Origin of the sequence: Granulicella sp. S156 (assembly GCF_009766105.1) — a bacterium.
In the GTDB taxonomy this organism is placed as follows: domain Bacteria; phylum Acidobacteriota; class Terriglobia; order Terriglobales; family Acidobacteriaceae; genus Granulicella.
In genome coordinates this window covers 218,450-244,248 of record NZ_LMUH01000013.1, presented here as the reverse complement: position 1 = coordinate 244,248, position 25,799 = coordinate 218,450, and the positions used below count along the sequence as shown (strand labels likewise).

General features: G+C 56.7%; 14 protein-coding genes and 1 tRNA gene. 8 read left to right on the top strand and 7 right to left on the bottom strand.

All coding sequences use genetic code 11. From position 1 onward, the window contains the following. Positions 1-164 precede the first annotated feature (164 nt). A complete protein-coding gene (locus GSQ91_RS10985) occupies positions 165-1,265 on the bottom strand; it encodes a LacI family DNA-binding transcriptional regulator (protein WP_158821596.1) in 1,101 nt (366 codons plus the stop codon). A gap of 181 nt (positions 1,266-1,446) precedes the next feature. Between GSQ91_RS10985 and GSQ91_RS10980 the strand changes: the two genes are divergently transcribed. The 3 genes from GSQ91_RS10980 (at position 1,447) to GSQ91_RS10970 (ending at position 8,096) form a co-directional block, all read left to right on the top strand. Beyond that, positions 1,447-5,007 (top strand): TonB-dependent receptor, encoded by a 3,561-nt coding sequence (locus tag GSQ91_RS10980; protein ID WP_158821595.1) that lies wholly within the window; start codon positions 1,447-1,449, stop codon positions 5,005-5,007. Between the two features lie 201 nt (positions 5,008-5,208). Further along, on the top strand, positions 5,209-6,801 hold the full coding sequence (locus GSQ91_RS10975) for a glycosyl hydrolase family 39 (protein ID WP_158821594.1): 1,593 nt from the start codon (positions 5,209-5,211) through the stop codon (positions 6,799-6,801). A gap of 5 nt (positions 6,802-6,806) precedes the next feature. After that, on the top strand, positions 6,807-8,096 hold the full coding sequence (locus tag GSQ91_RS10970; RefSeq protein ID WP_158821593.1) for a glucoamylase family protein: 1,290 nt from the start codon (positions 6,807-6,809) through the stop codon (positions 8,094-8,096). A gap of 140 nt (positions 8,097-8,236) precedes the next feature. Here the strand turns inward: GSQ91_RS10970 and GSQ91_RS10965 are convergent, their stop codons facing one another. Continuing rightward, positions 8,237-9,145 carry a LysR family transcriptional regulator gene (locus GSQ91_RS10965; protein WP_158821592.1) on the bottom strand — a complete coding sequence of 303 codons (909 nt, stop codon included), beginning with the start codon at positions 9,143-9,145 and terminating at the stop codon, positions 8,237-8,239. Between the two features lie 177 nt (positions 9,146-9,322). Here GSQ91_RS10965 and GSQ91_RS10960 point away from each other — a divergent pair, with 177 nt between their 5' ends. The 3 genes from GSQ91_RS10960 (at position 9,323) to GSQ91_RS10950 (ending at position 15,371) form a co-directional block, all read left to right on the top strand. Next, positions 9,323-12,490 (top strand): efflux RND transporter permease subunit, encoded by a 3,168-nt coding sequence (locus tag GSQ91_RS10960; RefSeq protein ID WP_158821591.1) that lies wholly within the window; start codon positions 9,323-9,325, stop codon positions 12,488-12,490. Between the two features lie 143 nt (positions 12,491-12,633). Then, complete coding sequence (locus GSQ91_RS10955; RefSeq protein ID WP_158821590.1) at positions 12,634-13,896, top strand: efflux RND transporter periplasmic adaptor subunit; 1,263 nt, start codon at positions 12,634-12,636, stop codon at positions 13,894-13,896. Next, positions 13,893-15,371: an efflux transporter outer membrane subunit gene (locus GSQ91_RS10950; protein WP_158821589.1), complete on the top strand. Its 1,479-nt coding sequence runs from the start codon at positions 13,893-13,895 to the stop codon at positions 15,369-15,371. Before GSQ91_RS10955 ends, GSQ91_RS10950 begins: the two co-directional genes overlap by 4 nt. Positions 15,372-15,581: 210 nt before the next feature. Here GSQ91_RS10950 and GSQ91_RS10945 read toward each other — a convergent pair whose 3' ends face one another. The 3 genes from GSQ91_RS10945 to ligA all read right to left on the bottom strand — a co-directional run bounded on the left by GSQ91_RS10945 (position 15,582) and on the right by ligA (position 19,342). Next, on the bottom strand, positions 15,582-16,712 hold the full coding sequence (locus tag GSQ91_RS10945) for a WD40 repeat domain-containing protein (protein ID WP_158821588.1): 1,131 nt from the start codon (positions 16,710-16,712) through the stop codon (positions 15,582-15,584). Continuing rightward, complete coding sequence (locus tag GSQ91_RS10940) at positions 16,709-17,011, bottom strand: hypothetical protein (protein ID WP_158821587.1); 303 nt, start codon at positions 17,009-17,011, stop codon at positions 16,709-16,711. Before GSQ91_RS10940 ends, GSQ91_RS10945 begins: the two co-directional genes overlap by 4 nt. Before the next feature lie 207 nt (positions 17,012-17,218). Then, a complete protein-coding gene (ligA, locus tag GSQ91_RS10935; protein ID WP_158821586.1) occupies positions 17,219-19,342 on the bottom strand; it encodes an NAD-dependent DNA ligase LigA in 2,124 nt (707 codons plus the stop codon). Positions 19,343-19,435: 93 nt separating this feature from the next. Here ligA and GSQ91_RS10930 point away from each other — a divergent pair, with 93 nt between their 5' ends. Further along, the gene (locus tag GSQ91_RS10930; protein WP_158821585.1) at positions 19,436-19,708 is read left to right on the top strand and encodes an oxidative damage protection protein; all 273 of its coding nucleotides are present in this window, start codon (positions 19,436-19,438) and stop codon (positions 19,706-19,708) included. A 146-nt stretch (positions 19,709-19,854) separates the two neighbouring features. Then, positions 19,855-19,931, top strand: a tRNA-Pro gene (locus GSQ91_RS10925). Between the two features lie 103 nt (positions 19,932-20,034). Here the strand turns inward: GSQ91_RS10925 and GSQ91_RS10920 are convergent. After that, positions 20,035-21,912 (bottom strand): alpha-amylase family glycosyl hydrolase, encoded by a 1,878-nt coding sequence (locus tag GSQ91_RS10920; RefSeq protein ID WP_158821584.1) that lies wholly within the window; start codon positions 21,910-21,912, stop codon positions 20,035-20,037. A 353-nt stretch (positions 21,913-22,265) separates the two neighbouring features. Beyond that, entirely contained in the window at positions 22,266-25,733 is a 3,468-nt protein-coding gene (locus tag GSQ91_RS10915; protein WP_174240677.1) for a TonB-dependent receptor, read from the bottom strand. Positions 25,734-25,799: the final 66 nt, after the last annotated feature.

The following is a 25,799-nucleotide window of genomic DNA, read 5'->3' as shown; positions in this document are numbered from 1 at the left end:
ACAACAACCGGAGCGGGGAGCGACCGGACAGAGGCCAGAGAAGGCCATCACGAGTTGTTGATCATGGTAAGACATGTTCAGCTACCTGTCTGCACAGGATAGGTAGAATCGTGACGTTGTGTCAACCTTGGCGAGCTGCAGTTTTCAAACTTCAAATCGCTCTTTTACCGCTTCGCGCGTTTCTTCACTGGCGGAGGGCAGGTAGATTCCCGTACCACCAGCTCGGGATCGACGACTAACTGCTTCGACGGCGAATGCTCAGGATGAGCCGCAATCTGGCGCACGAGGGCTTCGGCAGCGAGCATTCCCATGGTGCGCAAGGGCTGTCGTACCGTGGTCAGGCTGGGGTTCTGGAAGGCAGCCGACTGCACATCGTCAAAGCCCACAACCGAGACATCCTGGGGCACACGCAGACCTGCCTCCCGCAGAGCGCGTATGGCACCGATAGCCGAGACGTCGTTGAAGGTGAACAGCGCGGTAAACGGAATACCCGAAGCCAGCAGCCGCTGCGCGGCGAAGTAACCAGGCTCATGCGAGGGTGTGTCGCCTTCGAGCTGGGCCACGAGCTTTGGATCAAGCTTGAGGTGCGCTCGCGCCGCCGCATGCCGAATGGCCTGCCAGCGCGGCTCGGTATCGGAACTGAAGCTCTGCCCCTTGATGATGGCGATCTCGCGATGCCCAAGCCCTACCAGATGGTCGAGCGCCAGCTCCGCAGCGCGACGATGATTCAGCACGATGTTCGTAATGCCCTGCTGCTCCTCGGGGCCAGAGACAGTGATCGTCGGCAAGCGTGTCGATCGCGAGAGGATAGTGTCGATCGCAATAATGCCGTCGACGGAGCGCTCCACCAGCAATGCCTGTGAGCCTGCGATGAGCTCCTCGCGGTGATGGTGGCTGATGAGAAAGTAGACGTAACCGGCCTGCAGCAAGCCCTGTTCGAGTCCGGCGAGCACCAGCGTCACATAGCCTTCCGAGACCTCCGGAACCAGCACTCCAACCATCATCGACCGGCCGTGGCGCAGCGATCTTGCCAATGCATTGGGGCGATAGTTGAACAGCTTGGCCGCCGCAAAGATGCGGTCCTGCGTGGCTTTGGGGATCGACTTCGCGGCAGGAACACCGTTCAACACACGCGAGATGGCAGCTACCGAAAGGCCCAGATGCGCCGAAAGAGTTGCGAGCGAAGCAGGCGCGCCATGCCCGGAAGCTGCATCTGACTTATTGGGCTTACCCGGTTTAGTTGCGTGCTTTGACGAAGGCGCCACTCGCTGAGTCTTTCACAGGTTGCACCGGAAGGAAAACAGAGATACGGCCTTGACAGCCGTACTTCAAACGGAGCATAGTTTCGATTTGCTCAAACGTTTGCCTAATACGCTCAATCGTTTGCCTAAGGCGTCACTACAAGCGCCAACATTTTATGATGTCGGACTTTCTTTTGGAGGCAGTATGAAGTTGATTCCCACCACTCTTTCCCCTCAACGCAGGGCATTCCGGTGGTTTGCGTTCGCGGCCTTTCTCTGCGTCGCATCCCTGGCTGCGCATGCTCAGTACCGCGCATCGATCCAAGGCACAGTCACTGACACAACCGGAGCCGTGATTCCCGGTGCAACCCTGACCCTGACCGACATCGGAACACATGGAAAGCAGGTTCGCACCAGCGATTCTAGCGGCGTTTATAACTTTAACGCTCTGCCCCCTGACACCTTTACCTTGCAGGTTGAAAAGAAAGGCTTCCAGAGGCAGTTTCTCGACAAGCTAGAGTTGATCCCCGAGCAGGCGAATGCCATAAATGTGCAGATGCAGGTCGGGGCCGACACCCAGACCATTATCGTGGATGCGTCGACTCAGCCCGCAATCGATACAGAGACCGCGGGGCTTGGACGCAATATCACCGCGAACGAAATACAACACTTACCGGCATTCGAGCGGGATGTAACCAGCCTGATCCAGTTGGTTCCGGGTGTCCTAGCCGATGGCTCACAAGGCGGGGGCGGAGGCGGTTTTCTCTCCCCAGGAACGGCGACCGGAGCAGGACCGGCTGGAAGTGGCAACCTGGGTCACAGCAGCAGCATCTTCTCGACGGAGAATGGAGCTTCGGCCAACACCAATGGCGGTGAGTTTCAAAACAATGGCTACTCCGTAGACGGAATCAGTACAACCAGCGCTGTCTGGGGTGGAGCAACGGTGATCACACCGAGCGAAGATTCTGTTAGCAGCGTAAAGATTGTCACGAACGCCTACGACGCCGAGAACGGCCGTTTCAATGGGGCCCTGACGGAGATTACCTCCAAGAGCGGAACAAACCAGATCCATGGCAGCTTGTTTGCTCAGATTGTTCGCCCCGGCTTAAACGCCTATCAGCGCTGGAACGGCCCAAATTCGGTATTATCAGTCAATCCCGATGGCACGAAAAAAACTCCCTCTGAGCGCGGGTTGCTCAGGGATGAGGACCGCTACAACCAATTTGGCGGGAGCATCGGAGGGCCCATCTGGAAAAACAAAATATTTGCCTTCTTTAATTACGAAGGGCAAACCAACAATAATCCAGGAACAGGAACAGGCTGGTACGATACCGCCGCATTCGATGCTCTGGCGACCTCTGGCAGCATTGCTTCGACCTATCTTAATTTCAAGGGAAATGCGCCCGCAAACAGCGGTATTGTTACATCCACCTGTCAAAGTATCGGACTCACTGAAGGAGTAAGCTGCAATACGGTTTCGGGAGGACTGAACATCGGATCCCCGCTTACCTCAGGACTTGGAAAGCAAGACCTCGGATACGTTAGCAGCGCCAATCCGGGAACCGGCAGCGGTCTTACCCAGGTTGCGGATATTGCAAACTACATCACACAGAACCCAACCAGCACAAACTTCAAACAGTACAACGGCCGAGTGGATGCAGATGCAACCAGCAAGGACCATCTCAGTTTTGCAATTTACTGGGTTCCTTCAACCAAGGCAAGCTACAACGGTGCGAACCGCGGCTATGATTTGTTGAATCACACGCAGGTAAATGATGCTTTCTCGCTGATTTGGAACCACATCTTCTCGCCGACTTTTCTAAACGAGGCACGTTCCAATGCTGCAGGGTGGCGCTATAACGAAAACCAAGGCAATCCAAATGCCCCATACGGACTCCCTCAATCCAATGTAGCCAGTCCTGGAACCGCATCGCTTGCGTCATGGGGATGGAGTGCAGGACAGCACCTCAATCAATGGACCTATGGCTTCAAAGATGTTGCCACCAAGGTATTCCACTCGCAGACCTTCAAGTTTGGCGTTGACTTTACACGGCTTGAATATCTGAGCGATAACATCGGAACTCCAAATTATGGCTTTTACAACATCTGGGATTTTTTGAACGATGCTCCGGACAGCGAACAAGGCTCCTTCAACAACTTGACTGGCGTACCGGGAGAGTTCCGTAACGACAACCGCGAAAATATGTTCGGCGCCTTCATTCAGGACGACTGGAAGGTCACTCCGAAGCTAACTTTCAACATTGGACTTCGTTATTCGTACTTCGGCGCCCTGACTGACAAGGATGGGCATATGGGTGTCGTTCAGTTTGGCACGGGAAGCAGCTTCCTGACCGGACTTACGATTCATCAAGGGGTCGGCGCCTGGAAGCCTCAGCATCTCAACTTCGGGCCCCAGGTTGGCTTCAACTATAGTCCGGACCTCTTCCATGACAAGCTGGTGGTCAGTGGCGGATATGGGTTGAACTACAACGAGGGCGAGATCGCTACGGACAATGCAGCCGACGGCAACCCGCCGGGAGCGGGTTATTACAACTTCACGAGTACAGGTCCAACCGGAATCAATCCATTTATCTCGTACGCTGTGTCGAGCAGCTCGGGTAACATCAACGGTTATCCTCCTAACCCTCACGCTGTAACTTCGTATAACTCGGCCGGATTGCCGATCGGGGGTGGAGCAAGTCTCGGAGCTGTCGTCACGAATCGTCCGACAGAGTACTCAAATCACTATTCGTTGACTCTCCAATACGACCTTGGCCACTCGCTTGTAGCAGATCTGGGATATGTTGGCAGCACCAGCCGTCATCTCTACTACAACTATGATTCGACGGCCCTGGCTGCGATCCAAGGCTACGCTCAGAATCCCCTGGTTCCAAACGGTATCAACACCTTTGGAGCGGGAGGAGGTTCCAATAACAATATGATGCTGGCAGGCCTAAAGCATCAGTTTTCACATCAATTCTCGACCGAGGCTCAATTTACGTGGGGCAAGAGCATGGACACCGGTTCTGGTCCTTATGCACGCGATGCCTATCTTCAAAACCCTGGGTTTTACAGCTATGGCCGTTCCGATTTTGATGTAAATAAGGCTTTCAAACTATTTGGCGTCTGGCAGCCAGTACTTTTCCATGGTGGCCACGAATGGGCAGAAAAGGTAGCTGGTGGATGGACTCTTAGCGGCATTATGAGTCTGCACTCCGGTTTTGGATGGACGCCAGTCTATAACATCGGTGGCCACCAGCCCTACTGCTCAAACTGCGGATACGGGTATACGAACCTGCGCCCATATTACCTCGGCGGAGCCGGTAGTAGCACGAGTAACAACGCCTTCAAAACGGGCAGCAACTTTGCCCATCATGTGCCAAATAGCGGCAATGCGACTAGCTATTTGGATAATGAGTTCCTGGTTCCAGACTATGTGGCCGCTCTTGCAGATGGAACGACCGCGATCCCAGCAACGACCACTACAGGGTTGTTACCGGCCCCCGGGATTGTTCGTAACTCCTTCGCCGGACCCGGATATCGCAATGTTGACTTCACCATCGCGAAGGCTTTTGGTTTCCCCAATACGAAGATTCTCGGTAAAGATGCCAGGCTAGAAATTAAGGCGAACATCTACAACGCCTTTAATCTATTGAACATCAGCCCCACGAGCTTATCGGCTAACATCCAAAATTCCAATCTGGGTCAGGCTGGCAGTGCTCTGGGATCGCGGTCCATTGATTTCCAAGCTCGGTTTAGCTTCTAACCGCTCTTATTAGCCTCTTCGAACACGAGGGTGCTCTTCATGGGCACCCTCTCTTTTCCTTCAATACTTCAGTTTCGGGGATTCCCTCCCGTTCGACTGCACTCAGAGCGAATGATAGAAAAAACAAAGACTCACCTTGTGAATTTATTAAATGGCCTGAACGGCTGAACAATCCTTACAGCAACAAATTGAAGGGACACCATGCGGAATCAATCAAAACTTCACTCTGTCGCTCTGGCAGCAGGGCTCATCCTTCTTTCAAGCTCTCTGTTTACCCTCCAGGCACAAGAGCAAGAAAAAATCGCCATCGACGCAAAGGCGGTGACTACACCGTTCCCTCACTTCTGGGAACAGACCTTTGGCTCTGGCCGCGCCATTCTTTCGCTGCGGGAGAGTTATCGCAACGATCTCCGCACAGTAAAGCAGGCGACTGACTTCCAATCGGTTCGCTTCCACGGCATCTTCAACGATGAGGTTGGGCTTTACGATCCGGATCGTCAGACCAAAAATCCTGGTCTCGCCGCGCAGGCCGCCAACGATGCCTCGGTCTATAACTTCTCCTACGTCGACCAGATCTACGATGGGCTGCTGGCCAATGGAGTGAAGCCCTTCGTCGAGATGAGCTTTATGCCGAAGAAGATGGCCTCCGACCCGAACGCGGCGCATGCCTTCTGGTACCACCCCAATCCTTCTCCACCGAAGGACTATGCGGCATGGGACGCCATGATTCGCGCCTTTGCCGAGCACCTGGTCAAGCGCTATGGAATCGACGAGGTTGCGACCTGGAAGTTCGAAGTATGGAACGAACCCAATCTGGACTTCTGGATGGGAGATCCGAAGCAGGCTACGTACTTTGAGCTCTACGACCACACGGCTCGTGCGCTGAAAGCTGTTTCTCCGCGCCTGATCGTCGGTGGACCGTCCACCGCACAAGCTGGGTGGGTCGCGCCTTTTCTCGCGCACGTAAAGGCGGAAAATGTGCCGCTCGACTTCGTCTCCACCCATGTCTACGCCAATGACAAGGCGGAAGACGTGTTCAATACCCACGAGGAGATTCCAAGAGACAAGATGGTGTGGCGCTCGGTTGAAAAGGTCCACAACGAGATACTGCACTCGGCCTTTCCGAAGATCCCGCTCATCTTCTCCGAGTACAACGCCAGCTATGCCAACGAGCCTAACATTACCGACACCACCTACATGGGTCCATGGATGGCCAACAATATCCGCCTATGCGACGGCCTGACCGAGAGCATGGACTACTGGTCCTTCTCCGATGTCTTTGAAGAACAGGGTGTCGTGCGGTCGCCGTTTTATGGCGGCTTTGGGCTGCTCGCCGCAGACAGCATTCCAAAACCTTCCCTCAATATCTTCCGTGTACTGCATAAGCTGGGAGACCGGCGAATTCCCGTTACTTCGGAGTCCGCGCTGGCAACAGCAACGGAGAATGACGGCCTCGCAATTGCTTTGTGGGATTACGCTCCTCCCACAGGGACTGGCCCCACGTACACGATGCCGACCGGCCCCGCAGGCCCCGCGAAGACGTTCGATTTGGAACTGAAGAACGTGCCCGCGAACTCCGCCGTCGAGCTGTGGCGCGTGGATGAAGACCACGGCAACGTGCTGAAGGAGTTCAATGCAATGGGACGGCCACCGGGCGACCTCACACAGGAACAGATCAAGAGACTTCGCGCTGCCGGAGAGATGGCACCCGCGGAACACCTGCATCTTAAACAAGGCAAACTACAGGTCACGGTTCCGGCATATGGTCTGGCACTTGTGGTCGTAGGAAGGTAATCCCGATGAAACGGCGCACGTTATTAAAGCTACTTGCCGGATCGGCCCTGCAATCGCGAATTCCAGCCTTCGCGATCGCAGCGACTCCCAACAGCCTCGCAAGCGGCCTTACGCACGAGGACCATGTCTTTCTCGACGAAATGCAACGTCGCGGCTGCCTGTACTTCGTCGAGCAGGCAGGCGCGACGACGGGCCAGGTGCTCGACCGCGCCGCGGCCTCCAACGCCGACGGCAAACTGGATCCTCGTGGGATGGCCAGCATCGCCGCCACAGGCTTTGGTCTTTCAGCGTTGTGCATCGCAGAGAAGCGTGGCTATCAACCCCGCGCCAAGGTTGTGGAGCAGGTGCGGAAGACGCTGCACTTCCACCTCTACCAGATGCCTCACCAGCATGGGTTCCTGTCGCACTTCAACGATGTTGAGAAAGGAACCCCTTACCCTGGCAGCGAGATTTCGTCGATCGACACGTCGCTTTTTCTGTGCGGCGTGCTGACAGCTCGTGCCCACTTCCACAAAGATGCCGAGATCGTGCGGCTCGCGACTGCACTTTACGAACGCGTCGACTGGCCGTGGATGCTCGACAACGAAACGACGTTCTCGATGGGCTATGCGAATGGCAGCTTTCTCAAAGCCCACTGGAACCACTATTGCGAACTGATGATGATCTATCTGCTCGCCATGGGTTCCCCGACACATCCTGTCGCGGCCTCGAGCTGGGATGCCTTTGCCCGGCCGAAGATGACCTACAAGGACTACACCTATATCAGCGCGGATGATCCGCTCTTCGTGCATCAGTACAGTCATGCGTGGTTCGACTTTCGCGGCAAGCGCGACAAGTACGCGAACTACTTCGACAACTCCGTCATCGCGACGCAGGCGCATGAGGCTTTCTGCCTCAACCTGGGCAAGCCGTATTCGGCTGACTACTGGGGGATCAGCGCCTCGGACTCAGCACATGGATACACCGCCTGGGGAGGGCCTCCGGGCGAAGGCGGCATCGATGGTTCTGTTGTCCCCAATGCGACAGCCGGTTCTCTTCCCTTTCTGCCGTCAAACTGCCTTCGCGTGCTGCGCTCGCTGAAAGATCTCTATGGAGAAAAGGCATGGGGACGGTACGGCTTCTGTGATGCGTTCCATCCGGAGGCGAAGTGGTATGACCCGGATGTGCTCGGCATCGATCTGGGCATCGGCGTGTTGATGGCCGAAAACCTGCGCACTGGCTTTGTGTGGGAGACCTTCGCCCGCAATGCGGAGGTCGCGGTTGCGATGAAGAAGGCTGGATTTCATGCGGGGTAGTTGTTAGTTTTTCGCCGTCATCCTGAGCCAACGGCGAAGGATCTCCGCATTCGTGCTGCCCCCAATGCGGGGGTCCTTCAGCTACGCTTCAGGATGACGACGAGAAACAAACAACGGCAATTGTAATTTTGGAAGGCTTCTCAACTGCCTCCACTGCTTTGAATTCTCTTTCGGTTTTCGCGTAGCAAAGCGAGAAAGTCACGCAGCGCCACGCCCTGGTTCTTGGGGTTCCATGACACCGAAAGCCCTAGTGACAACGTCTCTGGAAGCAGTGGGCTGAAGGTAATTCCTTTGGCGCGCAGATGGCGCATGCCTGCAGGGACCAGTGCGATGCCTTCACCCGCCTCAATCAGCGTCAATACCCCTGGCCAGGATGATGCAGTATTCGCAATATGCGGCGAAAAACCCTCCGCAGCGCACATAGAGACGATGCTATCGAACAGGAACGTATTGGAGTTGCGATCGACCATCACCAACGGCTGGTTCGCCAGTGAGCGTAGGGGAACGTCGCGGCCGGCAAACGGATGATCGGGCCGCATGGCCACCACAATGGGATCTCGATACAGAAGCTCGGAGCGCAGCGTGCGATCGAACGGCGGCTCAAGCGGCCTCGTTAGTCCCACGTCTATGCGGCCCTCCTCCAGCGCGGCAACCTGCTCTACTGCGCGCATCTCGATGAGCGAAAGCCTGATTCCGGGCCGGGTTCGCCGGTACTCGCGGATGATGCGGGGGAAGAACCCTCCAGCGCCCCAGAGAAAGAACCCAATCGATAGCGTTCCAATTTCGCCATGCAGCGATTGCCGCGTCAGATCAACCGCTCGCTCTGCCGCCCGCAATGTTTTGCGGGCTTCCTCTAGAAACACGTAGCCTTCCGCGGTGAGTTGAACGCGCCGACCGGAGCGATCCAGCAATGCGCCGCCGATCTCGGCTTCGAGGTCGGCCATCTGCTCGCTCACGGACGACTGTGAAACATTCAACCGCTGTGCTGCTGCCGAGAGGCTTCCGAAGTCCGCAACCGCTGTGAAGTAGCGCAGATGACGCAGTTCCATGGGCTTTCTCCTAGCTGTTTCTCGATTACCGCTTGCTGATCCTTATACCTGTATAAGCGATTTCCACTAACCCTTTATATCGGTTTTTCCGATGGAACGTACAGGAAAGAACTGCGAGTCGTATCGGCACAAGATAGAGTCCTTAATACAGGCATTTTTTGCTGCGGAGTCTCTTGCATGTGGATTGTTCGACTTGCGTTGAATCGGCCTTACACGTTCATTGTGCTGGCGCTGCTTATCCTGATCGCGGCGCCAGTCGTGATTCTGCGTACGCCGACCGACATCTTCCCCAACATCAATATTCCGGTGGTCTCCATCGCCTGGCAGTACACAGGCCTGAATCCGGAAGAGCTTGAAGGCCGCCTGACGACGCCGTACGAGAAGGTGCTCACCACGCTGGTGGACAACATCGAGCACATCGAGTCGACGACCATCAACGGCCAGGCGATCATCAAGATTTACCTTCAGCCAGGGGCTTCGCTCGATACGGCGAATGCACAGGTTTCGGCCGCCTCCGAGTTTCAGCTCCGCTCGCTGCCGCCGGGAATTCTGCCGCCGCAGATCATCAACTTCTCCGCGTCCAGCGTGCCGATTCTTCAACTTGGCCTCTCCGGCCAAGGACTCTCCGAGCAACAACTGAACGACTACGGCCTCAACTTCATGCGGCCGCAGTTGGTCACCGTTCCCGGCGCGGTAGTTCCAAACGTCTACGGCGGCAAACAGCGGTCGATCATGGTCAACATCGATCCCAAGCGGCTACAGGCCGAAGGGGTTTCGCCGGTGGACGTGCTGAATGCGATGAACCAGCAGAATGTGGTTCAACCCGGAGGCACGGCCAAGATCGGTTCCGCCGAATACGACATCAGGCTCAACAGCTCGCCGGCCACCATCGAAGGACTGTCGAACCTTCCTCTCAAGCAAGTGAACGGAGCGACGATCTACGTTCACGACGTCGCCAGCGTCACCGACGGAAGTATTCCGCAGACCAACATCGTTCGCCAGGATGGGCGTCGCGGTGTGCTCATCACTATCCTCAAATCCGGCTCGGCTTCCACACTCGATGTCGTGAAGGGTGAGTATGGCCTGCTGCCACGGATCAAGCAGAGCCTGCCTTCGACACTCAAGATCACACCTATTGGTGATCAGTCAGTCTTTGTGCGCTCCTCTGTCAACGGAGTCATTCGCGAGGCCATCATTGCCGCAGCGCTGACCGGCCTGATGATTCTGCTGTTCCTCGGCTCGTGGCGTTCGACACTGATCATCGCGGTCTCTATTCCGCTCTCCATTCTGACCTCGATCATCATCCTCGGCCTGATCGGCGAGACGATCAACATCATGACGCTGGGCGGTCTTGCGCTCGCCGTCGGTATTCTCGTCGACGATGCCACGGTCACCATCGAAAACATTGAGCGCTACCTCGAAGAGGGCAATCCGCTGCACGATGCGATTCTCGAAGGCGCCGCGCAGATCTCAGTGCCGGCGCTGGTGTCCACGCTCTGCATCTGCATCGTGTTCCTGCCGATGTTCTTTCTCGCCGGCGTAGCACGCTATCTGTTCGTTCCGCTGGCCGAAGCCGTCGTCTTCGCGATGCTCGCGTCCTACATGCTGTCGCGAACACTGGTGCCAACGCTGGCGATGTATCTGCTGAAGGCGCACGATCACCATGCTCCCCTTTCGCGCAATCCGCTGGCGCGCTTCCAGCGGGCCTTTGAGCGTGCCTTCGAGCGCGTACGGTCCACTTACGAATCGCTGCTCGAACGTCTTGTTGCAGCCCGCAAACTGTTTATTCCCATCTTCCTCGGCTGCTGCGTGCTTGCACTGCTGCTGATTCCTTCTCTTGGCCAAAACTTTTTTCCCGCGACCGATAACGGCTCGTTCATCCTGCATGTCCGCGGCACGACCGGCATGCGTATTGAAGAAACAGCCAAACTCTGCGATCTCGTGGAACAATCCATCCGCACAACGGTACCCTCCGGTGAGATGGACAATATCCTCGACAATATTGGCCTGCCCTACTCGACACTGAATACGCAGCATGCGACCAGCGGACTGTTCGGCGCGTCAGACGCTGATATTCTTGTCTCGCTCAAAGAAGACCACCATCCCACCGCGGATTACGTGCGTACGCTTCGCGACAAACTGCCCAAGGAGTTCCCGGGAACAGTCTTCTACTTCTTACCCTCCGATATCGTTACGCAGATTCTGAACTTCGGCCTGCCCGCACCCCTGGACATACAGATCGATGGGCCCGACGATGCCGGCAATCGCAAAGTGGCCAACACCATCCTGCTGCAACTGCGGCAAGTGCCGGGCCTCGTCGATCTCCGCCTGCAACAACCGAACGATTACCCCGTGCTTAACGTGGACGTCGACCGTACCAAGGCGGCGCAGGGTGGCTACACACAGCGCGATGTAGGCACCTCGGTGCTCAATATTCTCTCGGGCTCCACTCAGCTTACGCCGATGTTCTTCCTCAACAACCGCAACGGCGTGGTGTACAACATCGTCACGCAGACACCGCAGTACCAGGTGCAGTCACTGCAGGACCTGCAGAACATTCCCATCACCGCGCCGGGCGCGAAGGAGCCGGAGATTCTTGCGGACGTCGCCGACTTTGGACGATCCACCGAGTTGCCCGTCATCAACCACTACAACATTCGCCGCACGCTGGACATCTATGGCAACGTGCAGGACCGTGACCTGGGCGCAGCGGCCCGACAGGTTGACCGCATTATCAATGCCAACCGCGGCTCGCTCGCGAAGGGCAACTTTATCCGCATGCGCGGCCAGGTGGATACGATGCGCAGCTCGTACGAAGGCCTGATCTTCGGCCTGATGTTCTCGATCGTTCTCGTATACCTGTTGATCGTCGTGAACTTCCAGTCGTGGCTCGATCCCTTCATCATCATCACGGCGCTGCCGGCGGCGATCTCCGGCATCGTGTTGTTCCTCTTCCTCACGCACACCACGCTGTCGGTGCCCGCGCTCATGGGAGCCATCATGTGTATGGGCGTTGCAACCGCTAACTCGATCCTTGTGGTTTCGTTCGCGAAGGACAGGCTCAACGCAACCGGTGATGCCATCCGCTCAGCTGTTGAAGCTGGCGCAACGCGCTTCCGCCCTGTCGCCATGACAGCGCTCGCAATGATCATCGGTATGATTCCGATGGCGCTGGGTGCGGGCGATGGCGGCGAGCAGAATGCTCCGCTGGGACGCGCCGTTATCGGCGGTCTGGCCCTTGCGACCGTCGCCACCCTCATCTTCGTCCCCGCCGTCTTCGCGTTGCTGCATGGACGCGACAACGCTAAAGAAACCGCCGCACCACAGGAACAAGCCACCGTCTAGAGCAGTTTTCGTATTACTACGAAGCGGATAATCTTTGAGAGTGCCGTTTTCTTGGGAAAAACGGCGTATAAGCCATTGACTCGCTCTACACCTATACGGAAACTGCCCTAGCCCGCATGAAGGGCCGCACTGGAGACCGGATCATGTCGACCGACATCAACACCGAAATGACGACACCCTCAACAACAGTATCTGGAGGCTCTGTGCCACACTATCCTCCACACCCCGATCCGCAGCACGGGCTGGAGGCACCACGGCGCATACCTACAGGGGTATGGCTGGCCGTCGCTGTGCTCGTAGTGCTCCTGCTGGCGGCTATCGTCTACGGCCTACTCTCGCGAGCCGCTGACGAGCGCCATTTGGAAAAGGCAACTGCGGTCAGTGCAATTCCGACGGTCAGCGTCACACATCCGGCGGTATTAGGCATGAGCTCCGAGATTGCGCTGCCCGGCGATACGCAGGCCTATAACGACACGCCCATCTATGCCCGCACCAACGGCTACCTCAAGCAGTGGTTCGTGGACATCGGCCAGCACGTCAAGCAGGGCGAACTCATGGCGATCATCGAGACGCCCGAAGTGGACGAACAGCTCCAAGTAGCGCAGGCGGATTTGAAGTCCGCACAGGCAGATCTCGCGCTGGCCAATACCACCTCAGCGCGCTACCAGAACCTGCTCAAGAGCGATTCCGTCTCCAAACAGGAGACCGATGTTGCCGTCAGCGGCGCAACCGCCAAGCAGGCTGCGGTGGACGCTGCTGAAGCGAACGTTCGCCGCCTGCAGCAATTGCAGTCCTTCGAGCATGTGTATGCGCCGTTTTCAGGCATCGTCACCATTCGCAACACAGATATCGGCGCGCTGATCGACTCCGGTTCAGCTACCACTAACAGCACCGCGAAAGAACTCTTCCACATAGCCGCCATTGGCAAGCTTCGCGTCTATGTCGCTGTACCGGAGACCTATGCGCCCGCCATTCAAGACGGCGGCACCGCTACGCTCACGCTCGACGAGTATCCCGGCCAGGAGTTCAACGGCAAGATCGTGCGCAACTCGAGCGCCATCGATCAATCCTCACGCACGTTGAATGTCGAAGTTGACGTCGACAACCCCGATGGCAAGCTGCTGCCGGGCGCTTATGTCTTCGTACATTTCAAGATTCCACAGCAGGTACGCCGGCTTTCAGTGCCGGCAGATGCGCTGCTGTTCCGCGCGCAGGGCTTGCAGGTGGGCGTGGTGCGCGATGGACACGTACATCTTCAACACATCACGATCGGGAAAGATAACGGCAGCACGCTGGAGGTCGCAACAGGCCTTACGGCGGACGACGAAATCGTACTCGCTCCTTCGGATTCGCTCACGGAGGGCCAGCAAGTGAACGTCGCAAATAACGGAACGGTGACGCAATGAACCTCCGCTCTGCATCTCTCTTCACGCTAAGCGGAGGCGTGCTTCTGAGCATGTTTTCGCTCACGGGCTGCATGGTTGGACCGAAGTACAAGGTTCCCACGGCTCCCGCACCTCCCGCCTACAAAGAGGCCTCGCCCGATGCGTATAAGGAGACTGCCGATTGGCACGTCGCCACGCCTGACGACGCGGCCATACGCGGCGCCTGGTGGACGATCTTCAACGATGGCGAACTGAACATACTCGAACCGCAGGTGGAGACCGCCAACCAGACGCTCAAGGCCGCCGACGCCAATCTGCGCGCCGCACGCGCTAACATCCGCGTGCAGAACGCCGATCGCTATCCCACCGTCGGGACCTCCCCGACGGTCCAGGGCATGCGCGAGTCGTCCAACCAACCCTACCCATTCAGTTCGTCCGAACAAACCAACGGGAACGCCAACCTTATACTGCCGCTACAGGTGAACTACGAGGTCGATCTCTGGGGCCGCATTCGTCGCAACATCGCCGCGGCAAAAGAAGAGTCGCAGGCCACTGCCGCCGATCGCCAGAACGTGTTGCTGTCCCTGCAGGCCGAAGTCGCCTTTGACTACTTCGAGTTGCGCTCATCCGATGCCGAGCAGAAGCTGTTCAACGATACTGTCGTGCAGTACCAGGAGGCTCTCCGCGTCACGAGCAATCGCTTCAATGGTGGCATCGCCCCGAAGTCTGACGTGACGCAGGCTGAGACTCAACTGCAGGCCGCGAAGGTACAGGCCGCGGACGTGGCCGTTCAGCGTGCGCAGTTTGAGCATGCCATAGCGATCCTCATCGGCCAGCCGCCAGCCTCGTTGAATCTGCCGCCTGCTCCGATACCTGTCGAGTTCATGCCGCCGGTCGTCCCGCCAGGGTTACCTTCGCAGTTGCTGGAGCGCCGTCCCGACATTGCTGCTGCAGAGCGCCGCATCGCCGCCGCCAATGAACAGATCGGCATAGCGCGTGCGGCGTACTTCCCCACACTCTCACTCGGCGGCCAGGGAGGCGTACAGAGTTCTTCTATCGCCTCGCTCTTCACGCCCTCCAGTATCATCTATTCGCTTGGTCCTACACTCGGCGAGACCTTCTTCGACGGGGGACGCCGTCGCGGCCTGTCGGAAGAGGCGATCGCAGGCTACGAACAGAACGCCGCAAACTATCGCCAGAGCGTGCTGACTGCCTATCAACAGGTTGAAGATAATCTCGTTGCCCTGCGAGTGCTGTCCGACGAAGCGCAACAACAGCGCCAGGCCACGGCCTCTGCGCAAGAGTCGGAGCGGATCTTCAATAACCGCTATGTGGGCGGTGTCGACACCTATCTGCAGGTCATCACAGCGCAGACGACAGCACTCAATAACGAACGGAATGACATCGATATTCTGCGCCGCCGCATGGATGCGACGGTGCTGTTGATCAAGGTGCTGGGTGGTGGATGGGACCGCGCGCAGTTGCCACCACAGTAGAGCGCAACTCTACGTCAGCCTAAAGTTTAAGTCGTTGTTCGTAGAGGAAGTTTCGTTAAGGGCACGGGCTTACCCGGCTAAGATAAGGCGCGGAGCGCTGGTTCCAGCTACCCCCTTGAAACCAGCGTCTTGGGGAAAAACAGCGTATAGACCTGTGGCTCGCTCTACACCTATACGGGAAATGCCCTAGCTCCCATTCCAAAAGCCGAGTCACCGGCCCGGCAGCGTCAGCGTGACGCGGTGCCCTGTGCCGAGTTCGCCGAGTGTAATGGTCAACGGTTTCGCAGGGTCTTTCCAGTCACCGTACTTGTAAGCGGCCGACCAGAGCGAGTTGCCGACCTTGAGGATGGGTAGGTTTCCCGGCGGGCCGGCAGAACCGATATCTTTCTGCAGGTCGTGAATGTTGCGAAGATGGGCGCCGCTGTCGTTCTGGCAGCCGAACACATCGGGCGCGCCGGTCCAGGCGATGCCGTTTCCGCAGCCGTCGAGATGCACCGGCTTGAGGGCACCGTCGATCCACAAATCGGTCGCAATAAACGTTGTTTTTCCGTTGTCTGTGGTGCCGGACTCACCAGCAGCCAGGATGCGGCTGTCAGACGAGAACACAGCCGTCTCGATCTCCGCATGACTGGTCGGGTCGCGCTTGATGAAGTGCCCGGGCATTGTTCGCCCCGCTGTCGCGATACGCAATACATCGCGGAGCGCGGCAATCTGGCGGCCATCGGGTGAGAGCGTGAAGTCTGTCGCGTGCCCATAGGGTAGCGGGTCAGGCAGTTCCGGCGGTGCTTCGATCACGGCCGGAACATCCTGGGTCCAGAGATACTTCTTCGCGGCGACGTCCCATGCGAACAGGGTATCGTTCGACAGGCCGTACAGCAATGCTCCATCGGGCGAATACATCAACTGTGACACACCGGATCCATAGCGGGGATATACCAATCCCGGCACGAAGTACGAGTTCTTATCATCGCCAATGCCTCCCACCTGCTTGCCCGATCGGGCGTCCAGCAGTAGAACACCTAGATCGCGGTCAGTGACCCCGACCAGGCCCACAGCTACGGTGTTACCGTCCGGAGACACTGCGATCGAGCCGATGGTGAACGGCTGCACGAGCTGCCAGACGATCTTACCGGTCGCCGGCGACATGAAAAAAACGCGTGGTTGCTGGGGGGCACCGTCATCATGGATCGCAGCAACTATCCCGGAGCCGGAAGGGCTTGCGACCAGAACTGAAATCTGACGAGGCGCGGAAACCTGCGCGTGCGCCCAGCAGGATACGAGTACAAGAGAGAACAGCTCCAGCAGGCAGCGCAGCGCGCGAACTTCAATACGAACTTTCATCTTGTCGGCTTTGCCGGTGCTGCCGGATGGGCTGGGTGTGCCCGATGCCCAGAGTGCTTCGGACGGTGCGTCTTTTTTGCGCGAGTGGTCGCTTGCGCCTGCTGAATGATGGCCTGCGCGATGACCGCCCGGCCAGCTGCCATCGCGATCTTGAAGGTATCAAGGCCGTTCGTGCCGCCATTTACGAGTTTGCGCGCCTCAGCCAGATCATTGTTTTGCAGAGCCTGACGAAGCTTATGCTGCACAGCTGAAAGAAAGCCTGCGACCACAATCCCTGCATACTCCTTTGCGTTCACCAAGTCGGGGTCATCGATAAATTTGCTTCCTGTGTTCGCCTTCTGATCTGCCTCTTCGTAGCGGCCCCTTCCTGTGAGTTGAATCAGCCCACGGCCACCGAAATAGCACCTTTAGGCTCAAACCGCCTTATGTTAGCATCTATTGGCTTCACCCCCAGACTGGTATGAAACGGGCCGTTGGCCCTGTCGGGTGCTGGGATTTATGGTGCTCTATCCCAGCAGCGCCAGCAACCCAGCCTCATCCACTACGGGAACCCCAAGCTGTTGGGCCTTCTCCAGCTTCGAGCCGGCCTCCTCGCCAGCAACGACGTAGCTCGTCTTCTTGCTCACCGAGCCCGAGACCTTGCCACCTGCAGCTTCGATGCGCTTCTTCGCCTCGTCGCGCGTCAGCGTCGGCAGTGTCCCGGTGAGCACGAACGTCAACCCTGCGAACGTCGTCCCAATCACCTTTTTCTCTGCCTGCATCGTCAGGCCCAGTTTTTGCAGTTCATGAACGAGCGTTTTATTTTTCTCTTCCGCGAAGAACTCCACAATGGCCTGCGCCACTCTTGGCCCCACCTCATTCACCGCTTCGAGATCGTCGGCTGTAGCGTTCATCAACGCATCAATGTCTCCGAAATGTTCCGCTAGCAGGGTCGCCGTACGCTCACCGACAAAGCGGATGCCAAGACCGAATAAGACGCGTGCCAGTGGCGCCGATTTCGAACGCTCAATCTGCGCCAATAGCGCATCCGTTGTCTTCTCGCCAACACGGTCGAGCGCCAGCACCTGGTCGCGTTTGCCTTTCAGCTTGTAGAGGTCGGCAATGCTAAGCACCAGGGGCTCGCGCGTCACCTGCACCGGCGCGCCCGTTTCGGCCACCTCTTCTTCCCCGCCAATCAGCGAGGCACTCTGTCCAAGCAACTGTGCAACCATCGACTCGCCGAGACCTTCGATGTTCATTACACCGCGCGCCGACCAGTGCAGCAACTCTTCGCGCACACGCGCTGGGCATACCGCGTTGATGCAGCGCCAGTCGACCTCACCTTCCGCACGCACCAGTTCGCTGCCGCACACCGGACAGAGGCGCGGAAAGACGATCTCGCGCGTACCACGCGGGTGCTTAGCGTCCTCTACGACCTCAGTGATCTTCGGAATTACATCCCCGCCGCGCTCGACAGAGACGAAGTCTCCGATGCGAACGCCAAGCCGCGCAATCTCATCGGCATTGTGCAGCGTAGCCCGCGTCACCGTCGTTCCGCCGATGAACACAGGAGCGAGCGCAGCTACCGGCGTCACCTTCCCTGTGCGTCCAACCTGAAACAACACATCTTCGAGCTGCGTAATCGCCGCCCGTGCAGGAAACTTATACGCGATGGCCCAGCGCGGAGCTTTCCCCGTAAAGCCAAGACGGCGCTGCTGAGCAATCGCATCAACCTTGATGACGACGCCATCGATCTCATACGGCAAACCATCGCGCAACGGCTCTGCCTTCTTGATGAACTCAAGCACCTCATCCATCGAGTCCACCGTACGCGCGTGTTTGTTGACGAGAAAGCCCGCATCCCGCAAAGCCTGCAACGCTGTGCTCTGCTCCGGCAGCAATGGCTCGCCCTCGCTCAGAAGAAAATAGGCGAAGAACTCCAACCGCCGCTGCGCAACAATATTTGGCTCCAGCGTACGGATCGTTCCTGCTGCCGCATTGCGAGGGTTGACGGCCGGCGCAAGCCCTGCGGCCTCTCGATCGGCATTCATCTTCTCGAAGGCCTTCTGCGGCAGAACGACTTCGCCGCGCACCTCAAACTGCTGAGGAAGTCCGGCCTTCGCCAGCTTCGCAGCATCAACATGCAGAGGCACGCTGCGAATCGTGCGCACGTTGGAGGTCACATCCTCACCAATCGTGCCGTCACCGCGCGTCACGCCCGTCTTCAACACGGCTTCATGTTTCGCTCCAGCATGGTATTGCAGGGCCATGGAGAGGCCATCGAGCTTCAGTTCACAGACGTAACGGACTCGCTCACCGGTGGGCAGGCCACCCAGAACGCGCTCCGCCCAGGCGCGCAATTCAGCCTCATTGTAGGCATTGTCGAGCGAGAGCATAGGCCGCGAGTGTGCAACCTTCGCAAAGCCCTCCTTCGGCTTGCCCCCGACGCGCTGCGTGGGTGAGTCCGGCGTAACCAGCTCAGGATGCTCAGCTTCAAGCTTCCTCAGCTCGTTCACGCGGGCATCGTACTGCGCATCGGTTAGCTCCGGTGCGTCGAGCACGTAGTACAGGTGCTCATGGTGACGTAGTTCTTCACGCAAAGCTTCGATCTTTTGATCGGGAGAGAGGGCGTTGGTAGGCGTGTGAGGCATCGCAACGATTATAGAAAGGCAAGGGCAAAGAACAAGAACCGGAAAACCTTGACGCCATTGTTGCTAAACTGGAAGCTCAAGGAGCATTCGACAATGGCACACATGGTTTTCTGCACAAAATACAAAGCCGAACTGGAGGGCCTGGACGAACCGCCCTTCGACTCCGACTTCGGGCAGAAGATCTTCAAAAACGTCTCGAAAAAGGCCTGGGGCGAGTGGGTTGAGCGCCAGAAGATGCTGCTCAATGAGTACCGCCTGCAGCCCTGGACGCGCGAGGCGCAGGAGTTCCTCGTCGAACAGATGAACGAGTTCTTCTTCGGCTCCGGCGGCGAATTGCCCAAAGAATACGTCGCACCGACCCACTAAAGCAGGAAATCGCAAATAGTGCAGGCATTCTGAGTCTTGCTTTGCCTGTTTCCTGTTTGCTATCTCCTGTTTCCTGTCCTTACTGGTGTAGACTAGAGGTACCCCAGCCGCTGGCCCACAAGGCGCGAGCGGCTTCCGTAGCAAGTCGGGACGTGGCTCAGCCTGGTAGAGCGCACCCTTGGGGTGGGTGAGGTCGCTAGTTCGAATCTAGTCGTCCCGACCATTTTTCTTCCGCATCGTCTTCGGCATTTAGAACAATCCTTGTTTAGGTCCATCCAAAAGTGAGAGCGTCGTCTTTCGCGCCCCCACAACCCTGGCGGCTCGTTCTACCGGCACGTCGCGATCAAAACATCATCACTGCCCATCTGCAACTTCAACTGCTTGTCAGCAACCTCGGCAGACGATGTACTAGCGGCAATGTTAGCTTTCCCGATCCGGCACCCCGAGGCCCACGTCTGATCCAGGCCAACCGTCAAGGTATCGGGTTTCGAGCTACGATGCACTGCTACTAACACTCGCTGATGGTCCGTTGCGGTGGTGCAGCCAGTTACAGGCGCATGGGAGCTATCCCGTACAAAGACCAGCCAATCCTCGTTACTGCTAAGTACTTGCTCGCCACCACAGGTCAACGCGGTGTGCTCGTGCCGAATGGACATGAGCTGAGACACCCAATCGAACATCATTGCCTGCTCGGGCGAGCGACCTGCAGCCGTGAAGGCGTTCGAGTCAGATCCGGCAAAACCTCCGAGGAAGTCTTTTCGATTGTCGGGATCATCGCCGCCCTTCATATCCAGCTCGTCACCATAGTAGAGCTGAGGCATACCACGCAGCGTGGCTAGTAGACCAAAAGCAAGGCGAAGCGCAGCAGGATTCGCACCTGGCTCAGAGAGAAATCGCTTCGTGTCGTGGTTTCCAATAAATGTGACGAGCCGCTCCGGATGCGCATACAGCCCGTCCGATTTAAGGACATCACTAATCGCAGTCATCGGCTCCTGATGGGTGAGAGCGGCACGCAAAGCAAAGTACATAGGATAGTCGAAGGGTGTATCGAGCAGCGTGTCATAGGTCCCGTCACTGCCTGTATGCGCTCTTCCACCCGCAAAGAAACTTACGACGTGCGTGTCTTTGTTAAAGATCTCTCCCACGTCCGACAGGTGGGGATAAAACGCATGTAACTGCTCGTTGTAGTCATGCCAGAATCTGCGTGGGACATAGGGGAACGTATCGATGCGCAGACCGTCCAACCCTGCCGATTCGATCCACCAGATGGCATTTTGGATCAGGTATTGAGCAACCAGTGGATTGTCCTGGTTGAGGTCCGGCAGAATATCGGCAAACCAACCATTGAGCAAGATGTTGCGCCGCGCGGCAGTGGCCGTCGGATCGGTAACGCTTGCGAAATCGTCATCCACTTTGATGTGGGATGCTGCCGTTCCATGAAACCAGTCTGGAGTGGGAGAGTCCTCTACCCAGGGATGGGCAGGGCCTACATGGTTCGGCACTGTATCCAGCACAACCTTCATTCCACGAGCATGAGCCGCTGCCACAAGCGCTCTATAGTCCTCCATGCTGCCGAAGTGCGGATCCACGGCATACATGTCGGTTGCACTATAACCGTGATAACTCTGCCCTGATTGCGCAGCGCTGTTGTCGTAGAGAGGTGTAGTCCACAGAGTCGTGACACCTAGCTGATGTAAGTAGTCTAGATGCTCCTGGATGCCACGTAGATCGCCACCATGATAGGCCCGACTGAGGCTACGATCGTCTGGATCGCGGAAGTTGGCAAGCTTATCGTTGGTTTTATCGCCGTCCGCAAACCGGTCCGGCATGATGAGGTACATCACGTCAGCCGAGCTGAAGCCTTTAGGCTGGTCTGCGACACTTCGTCGCGCCGAGAGCCCATAAGGCACAGTCGTACTGCCATGCACGTTCGTTGCCACCACTTCGAGAGTTCCCGGCTGTGCCTTCGCTGATACGAAGGTAAGAAACGCCCAATGTCCATTTGGCGAGATCGTCTGCTCAGTAATCCGGGCACGGGTATTGTGCAGAGTAAAGGTCGTGTTCTCCAGATGCTCACCGTGAACTAACAGAAGTGAGTCAGGAACCCGTGTAAACCAGTTCGGCGGATCGATCTTTGTAATGACTGGTTTTGCACTCTGCGCATAACTTGCAAACGTAAAAAAGCAATAAGCCAGAAATAGCATCACGGCACACATAGGACGAGTGAATACCTGTAGGTTCGTTCTGTGCGTGTGACGGTACATAGACTTCAACCTTTTTTGAAATTCGGATCATGTTCACATCGAACGCGACATAAGCCCATACGATGTGGTGTTAGTTCTTCATTACGAAAACAGCACAAACGTTGGGCCTCTGCCATAGGAGCTACAGGAGCCGCTGCTAAAAGTGATTAGTACGAGCATGAGACCGGACAAAAACTGCACGTCGGCCTCATGCCCGAAACTATTGGGCATCCAGGACCTGCCCCAGCAGGTCCGTTCTAAATCGCGCACTACGATAGCCCATGCCGGTGGCAATAATCGGATCGCTGTTGGGGTCAGAAGGTAAATCGAGCTGCCAACTGAATCTCACGATTGCTGTATACCTGCGTTCCTTCAATCTGGCCAAAGTTCGAGCCGGTAGCATTGGAATTCGGGTTTACGAATTCCGCTGTGTTGAGCAGGTTGAATGCATCCCCATGCAGCTCCAGCGTGTATTTGTCCGTGAGATGGATGTTCTTCTGGGCGCTGAAATTGACCGCACGATATCCAGGTCCATAGACCTGATTTCGGCCTAGTGTACCCAGACGCGTATACGTCGTACCGTTTGACGCAGCTATGGTGGGGATGTTGGTGGAGAATGCTGACGGATTGAACCAATATCCTGAGATGCTCTTGGGGTAGGTGATTGGCGCAACCAGATCAGGACGATTGCCGGGCTGGTACTGTCCTGTCGAGAGGTCGACGGGTGTGCCAGACTGGACTAGGGCAATCAGGCTGGTCTGCCAGCCGCCAATCAGCCAATCCATGGGACGTGAGACAGTTCCACCAAAACGCTGGCCATGGCCAAAGGGCAGGAGATAGAGGATGGACGAACTAAATACATGGCGTTGATCCTGGCTGGAGTTGCCATAGCCAGCCATCGGATCGTAATAGAGAGCCGCTGTCTGCGTCTGGAAAGCTCCAGGCGAGTCGTCCAGCGTATGCGACCACGAGTAGGATAAGGTTCCGGTCAGCCCATTGTTGGCGCGGTGTTCCGCGTGTACTTGCAGGGCGTTATAGTTCGAAATGCCGTTATATTCGTTGTAGTTAATGCTCCCCAATCCAGGGAAGTTCTGTATCCCCGTCCCAAACTGATTAATGTTGTAGGGATAGTAGGTTGAGAGGTGTTCGCCCTTGGTTCCCACGTAGGCGATGTTCAACACGTCCTTAGAGCCAAATTGCCTTTCCAGTTGCACATTCCACTCCTGGATCATGCTGTTCTTATCATTCTGGTTTACGGCAATCATGCTGGTGCCAGCCGGAGGTGCCGCTGGGTTGAAGTTGACGTAACCGCGGGCTGGAAGAGATGTGGTAACTGCGGCGGGACCGGTATAGCCAGTGCAATTGTAAGCACCACCACCGGAGACGGGCGACTGGTTGAGCTGTCCGGTGAACGTGATGCAGTAACCGTTGCTGGCCAGATAGCTATTGCTGCCACCGAATGGAGCTTGCTCGCCGAGTTGATTGTCGATACCGCCATAGTCCAGGAAGTAGAAGATGCCGTATCCGCCACGGAGTACGGCCTTTCCGTTTCCGTATAGGTCATACGTGAAGCCGAAGCGTGGAGCAAAGGCGTGGTAGTCCTGATTGATGATGCTGTCAGACACACCATTCTTTCCTGCGATCAGGACCGTACCGGTTTTAACATCAAAGGCGGCCTGCTGATTGTGTGCTTCATAGGGATGCGACAGATAATCCCAGCGAACACCAAGGTTGAGCGTTAGGCGATGGTTCACGCGCCAGTCGTCCTGCCCGAAGATACCGTCTTCCTGACCAATATTGGCGAAGTAGCCTGACTGCGAGCCTATTTCGTAGTTATCGACGCCACCGGCCAACAACTCGGAAACTTCATAGCCAGTAAAGTCGACCGTATTGCCGTTCAACCCGTCGATCCAGAAGTAGCCCTTTCCCTCCTGCGGATTGAAATACTCCACCTGGCGGCGAATAAATGTCCCGCCAAATTTGAACGAATGGTCTCCATGCGACACGCTTACTGAATCGGTCGCTTCATAGGTATTTTGAGGAACTGAGTACAGACCATAGTCACCGGTATATTCCAGATCGCCTTTATATCCACCAATCAGGGCGCCACCGGTAGTTTCCATATTGATGTTGGCATTCACGATGCCAAGATTTTTTGATACATAGTCGCCATACATCGGCGGCGTGTACCCATAGTTGTCGCGGTTATACGCAATATGTGCCTCATTCACAATGGACTGTGAAAAGATGTGCGTGTAACCCAGGTCATAGCCGCGAGCATGGGTAGGATTGGTGCCAGTTCCTCCGCCCGCCGGAAGGTTAGCGAACTCTGAGGTCTTGGAATTAACCGAATTGTCGTAACTGTAGCGGAAAAATGCTAAATCTTTAGATGTGGCGTTCCAATCAAGCCTAACGTCAAAGGTGTTGTACTTGTTAGACTCCGACTGCGTGTCGAGATAGTTTTGAAGGTAGCGATCCGTTCTCGTGGGCATTGGATACGCGTTGAGGTAGTTAACCGCAGCCGGATTGAGACGGGCTGTAGGAATAATGTTCCCGGCGAATGGCTGGCAGGTGGTGGGATCGTAAATCAAACCGGGGCTGGTCGAGCCTGCAATGGGATTGCTCGTACCAGGAATATTGCCCGGCGTGCACCGTGGATAGTTGCTCTGGTAGCCAGACCCGTTGGACATTGCTACATTTTCCAGTTCAGTAAAGTTCCCCGTGCGCATCAGTGCAGTTGGAACGGTCAAGTAATGTGGGGCCACGGGAAGAGCTTCGCGCAGCGCCTGATAGTCGCCAAAGATGAAGAGATGATTTTTGATGAGGGGGCCACCCACGGAGAACCCAGGCTGGTTGCGATTGAAGGAGGAGGCTGGTGTGGTTGGAGCATTGTTGAACCGATAATTCGGGTTTGAATCGAAGTGACTACTGCGATAAAACTCGAAGACCGAGCCGTGAAACTGGTTGGTGCCGGACTTGATAGAACTGACGACGATGGCTCCGCCCGCACGGCCATACTCGGCAGGGGCTACGCTGGTATCGACCTTGAATTCCTGCGTCGCATCGATTGAGGGGAAAAACAAAACTGTGTTGACCAGACCGTCGTTGTTGTCCACGCCATCCAGGATGTAGTTGTTCGCCTGGGGGCGAAGGCCATTAACAGAGAGTGCGGCGCTGCCGCTCTCGTTATTGCGTATTGTTTCGGTGGTATTCGAACTGCCACCGCCGCTGGCCGAGTCGCCATACGCACCACGGGTCACGCCGGGGGTCAGCAGGGCAAGGTTACTGAAGTTGCGGCCATTCAGCGGAAGTTCCGTTACCTGCGCACCTTGAATGGTCGCACCCATGCTGGCATCGGCGGTGTTGAGTAGCGGGGTGGCGGCGGTAACCTCTATGGTTGTCGCTCCCCCGGAGGGCATCAGTTGGATGATCAGATTCTGCGTAGTGGTGACGGTAATCGTTACCGCCTCCGACTGTGACTGAAAACCCTTTGCTGCGATCAAGACCGTATAGTGACCGCGAGGTACGGCAAGAATTTTGAATTCGCCCGAACTACTCGATTGCGCAGTGAGCTTGAGTCCGTTGTCTGTACTTGTAGCTGTAACGTTTGCACCAGGAATCACTGCGCCGGTCGAATCCGTCACCGTTCCAGCGACGCTTCCCGTATCGGTCTGTGCTTCCAAGGGGGCCTGCAGGATGGACCATCCCGCCAGTAGGCATATTGTGAGGAGTGCGCGGAATATCATTTTCCCCGTCGAACTCGATCCAAAGATTCGTTGCATGGTCGTGCCTCCAAAAAGAGCTCTCAGTCCCTGTGCCCTCTCAGGGCGCGCAAATGATGGACTGTC

What these genes read in the sequence shown, in the direction of transcription:
- GSQ91_RS10980 (WP_158821595.1), top strand. Translation starts at nt 1,447, where the DNA reads ATGAAGTTGATTCCCACCACTCTTTCCCCTCAACGCAGGGCATTCCGG.
- GSQ91_RS10975 (WP_158821594.1), top strand. Translation starts at nt 5,209, where the DNA reads ATGCGGAATCAATCAAAACTTCACTCTGTCGCTCTGGCAGCAGGGCTC.
- GSQ91_RS10970 (WP_158821593.1), top strand. Translation starts at nt 6,807, where the DNA reads ATGAAACGGCGCACGTTATTAAAGCTACTTGCCGGATCGGCCCTGCAA.
- GSQ91_RS10965 (WP_158821592.1), bottom strand. Translation starts at nt 9,145, where the DNA reads ATGGAACTGCGTCATCTGCGCTACTTCACAGCGGTTGCGGACTTCGGA.
- GSQ91_RS10960 (WP_158821591.1), top strand. Translation starts at nt 9,323, where the DNA reads ATGTGGATTGTTCGACTTGCGTTGAATCGGCCTTACACGTTCATTGTG.
- GSQ91_RS10955 (WP_158821590.1), top strand. Translation starts at nt 12,634, where the DNA reads ATGTCGACCGACATCAACACCGAAATGACGACACCCTCAACAACAGTA.
- GSQ91_RS10950 (WP_158821589.1), top strand. Translation starts at nt 13,893, where the DNA reads ATGAACCTCCGCTCTGCATCTCTCTTCACGCTAAGCGGAGGCGTGCTT.
- GSQ91_RS10945 (WP_158821588.1), bottom strand. Translation starts at nt 16,712, where the DNA reads ATGAAAGTTCGTATTGAAGTTCGCGCGCTGCGCTGCCTGCTGGAGCTG.
- ligA (WP_158821586.1), bottom strand. Translation starts at nt 19,342, where the DNA reads ATGCCTCACACGCCTACCAACGCCCTCTCTCCCGATCAAAAGATCGAA.
- GSQ91_RS10930 (WP_158821585.1), top strand. Translation starts at nt 19,436, where the DNA reads ATGGCACACATGGTTTTCTGCACAAAATACAAAGCCGAACTGGAGGGC.
- GSQ91_RS10920 (WP_158821584.1), bottom strand. Translation starts at nt 21,912, where the DNA reads ATGCTATTTCTGGCTTATTGCTTTTTTACGTTTGCAAGTTATGCGCAG.
- GSQ91_RS10915 (WP_174240677.1), bottom strand. Translation starts at nt 25,733, where the DNA reads ATGCAACGAATCTTTGGATCGAGTTCGACGGGGAAAATGATATTCCGC.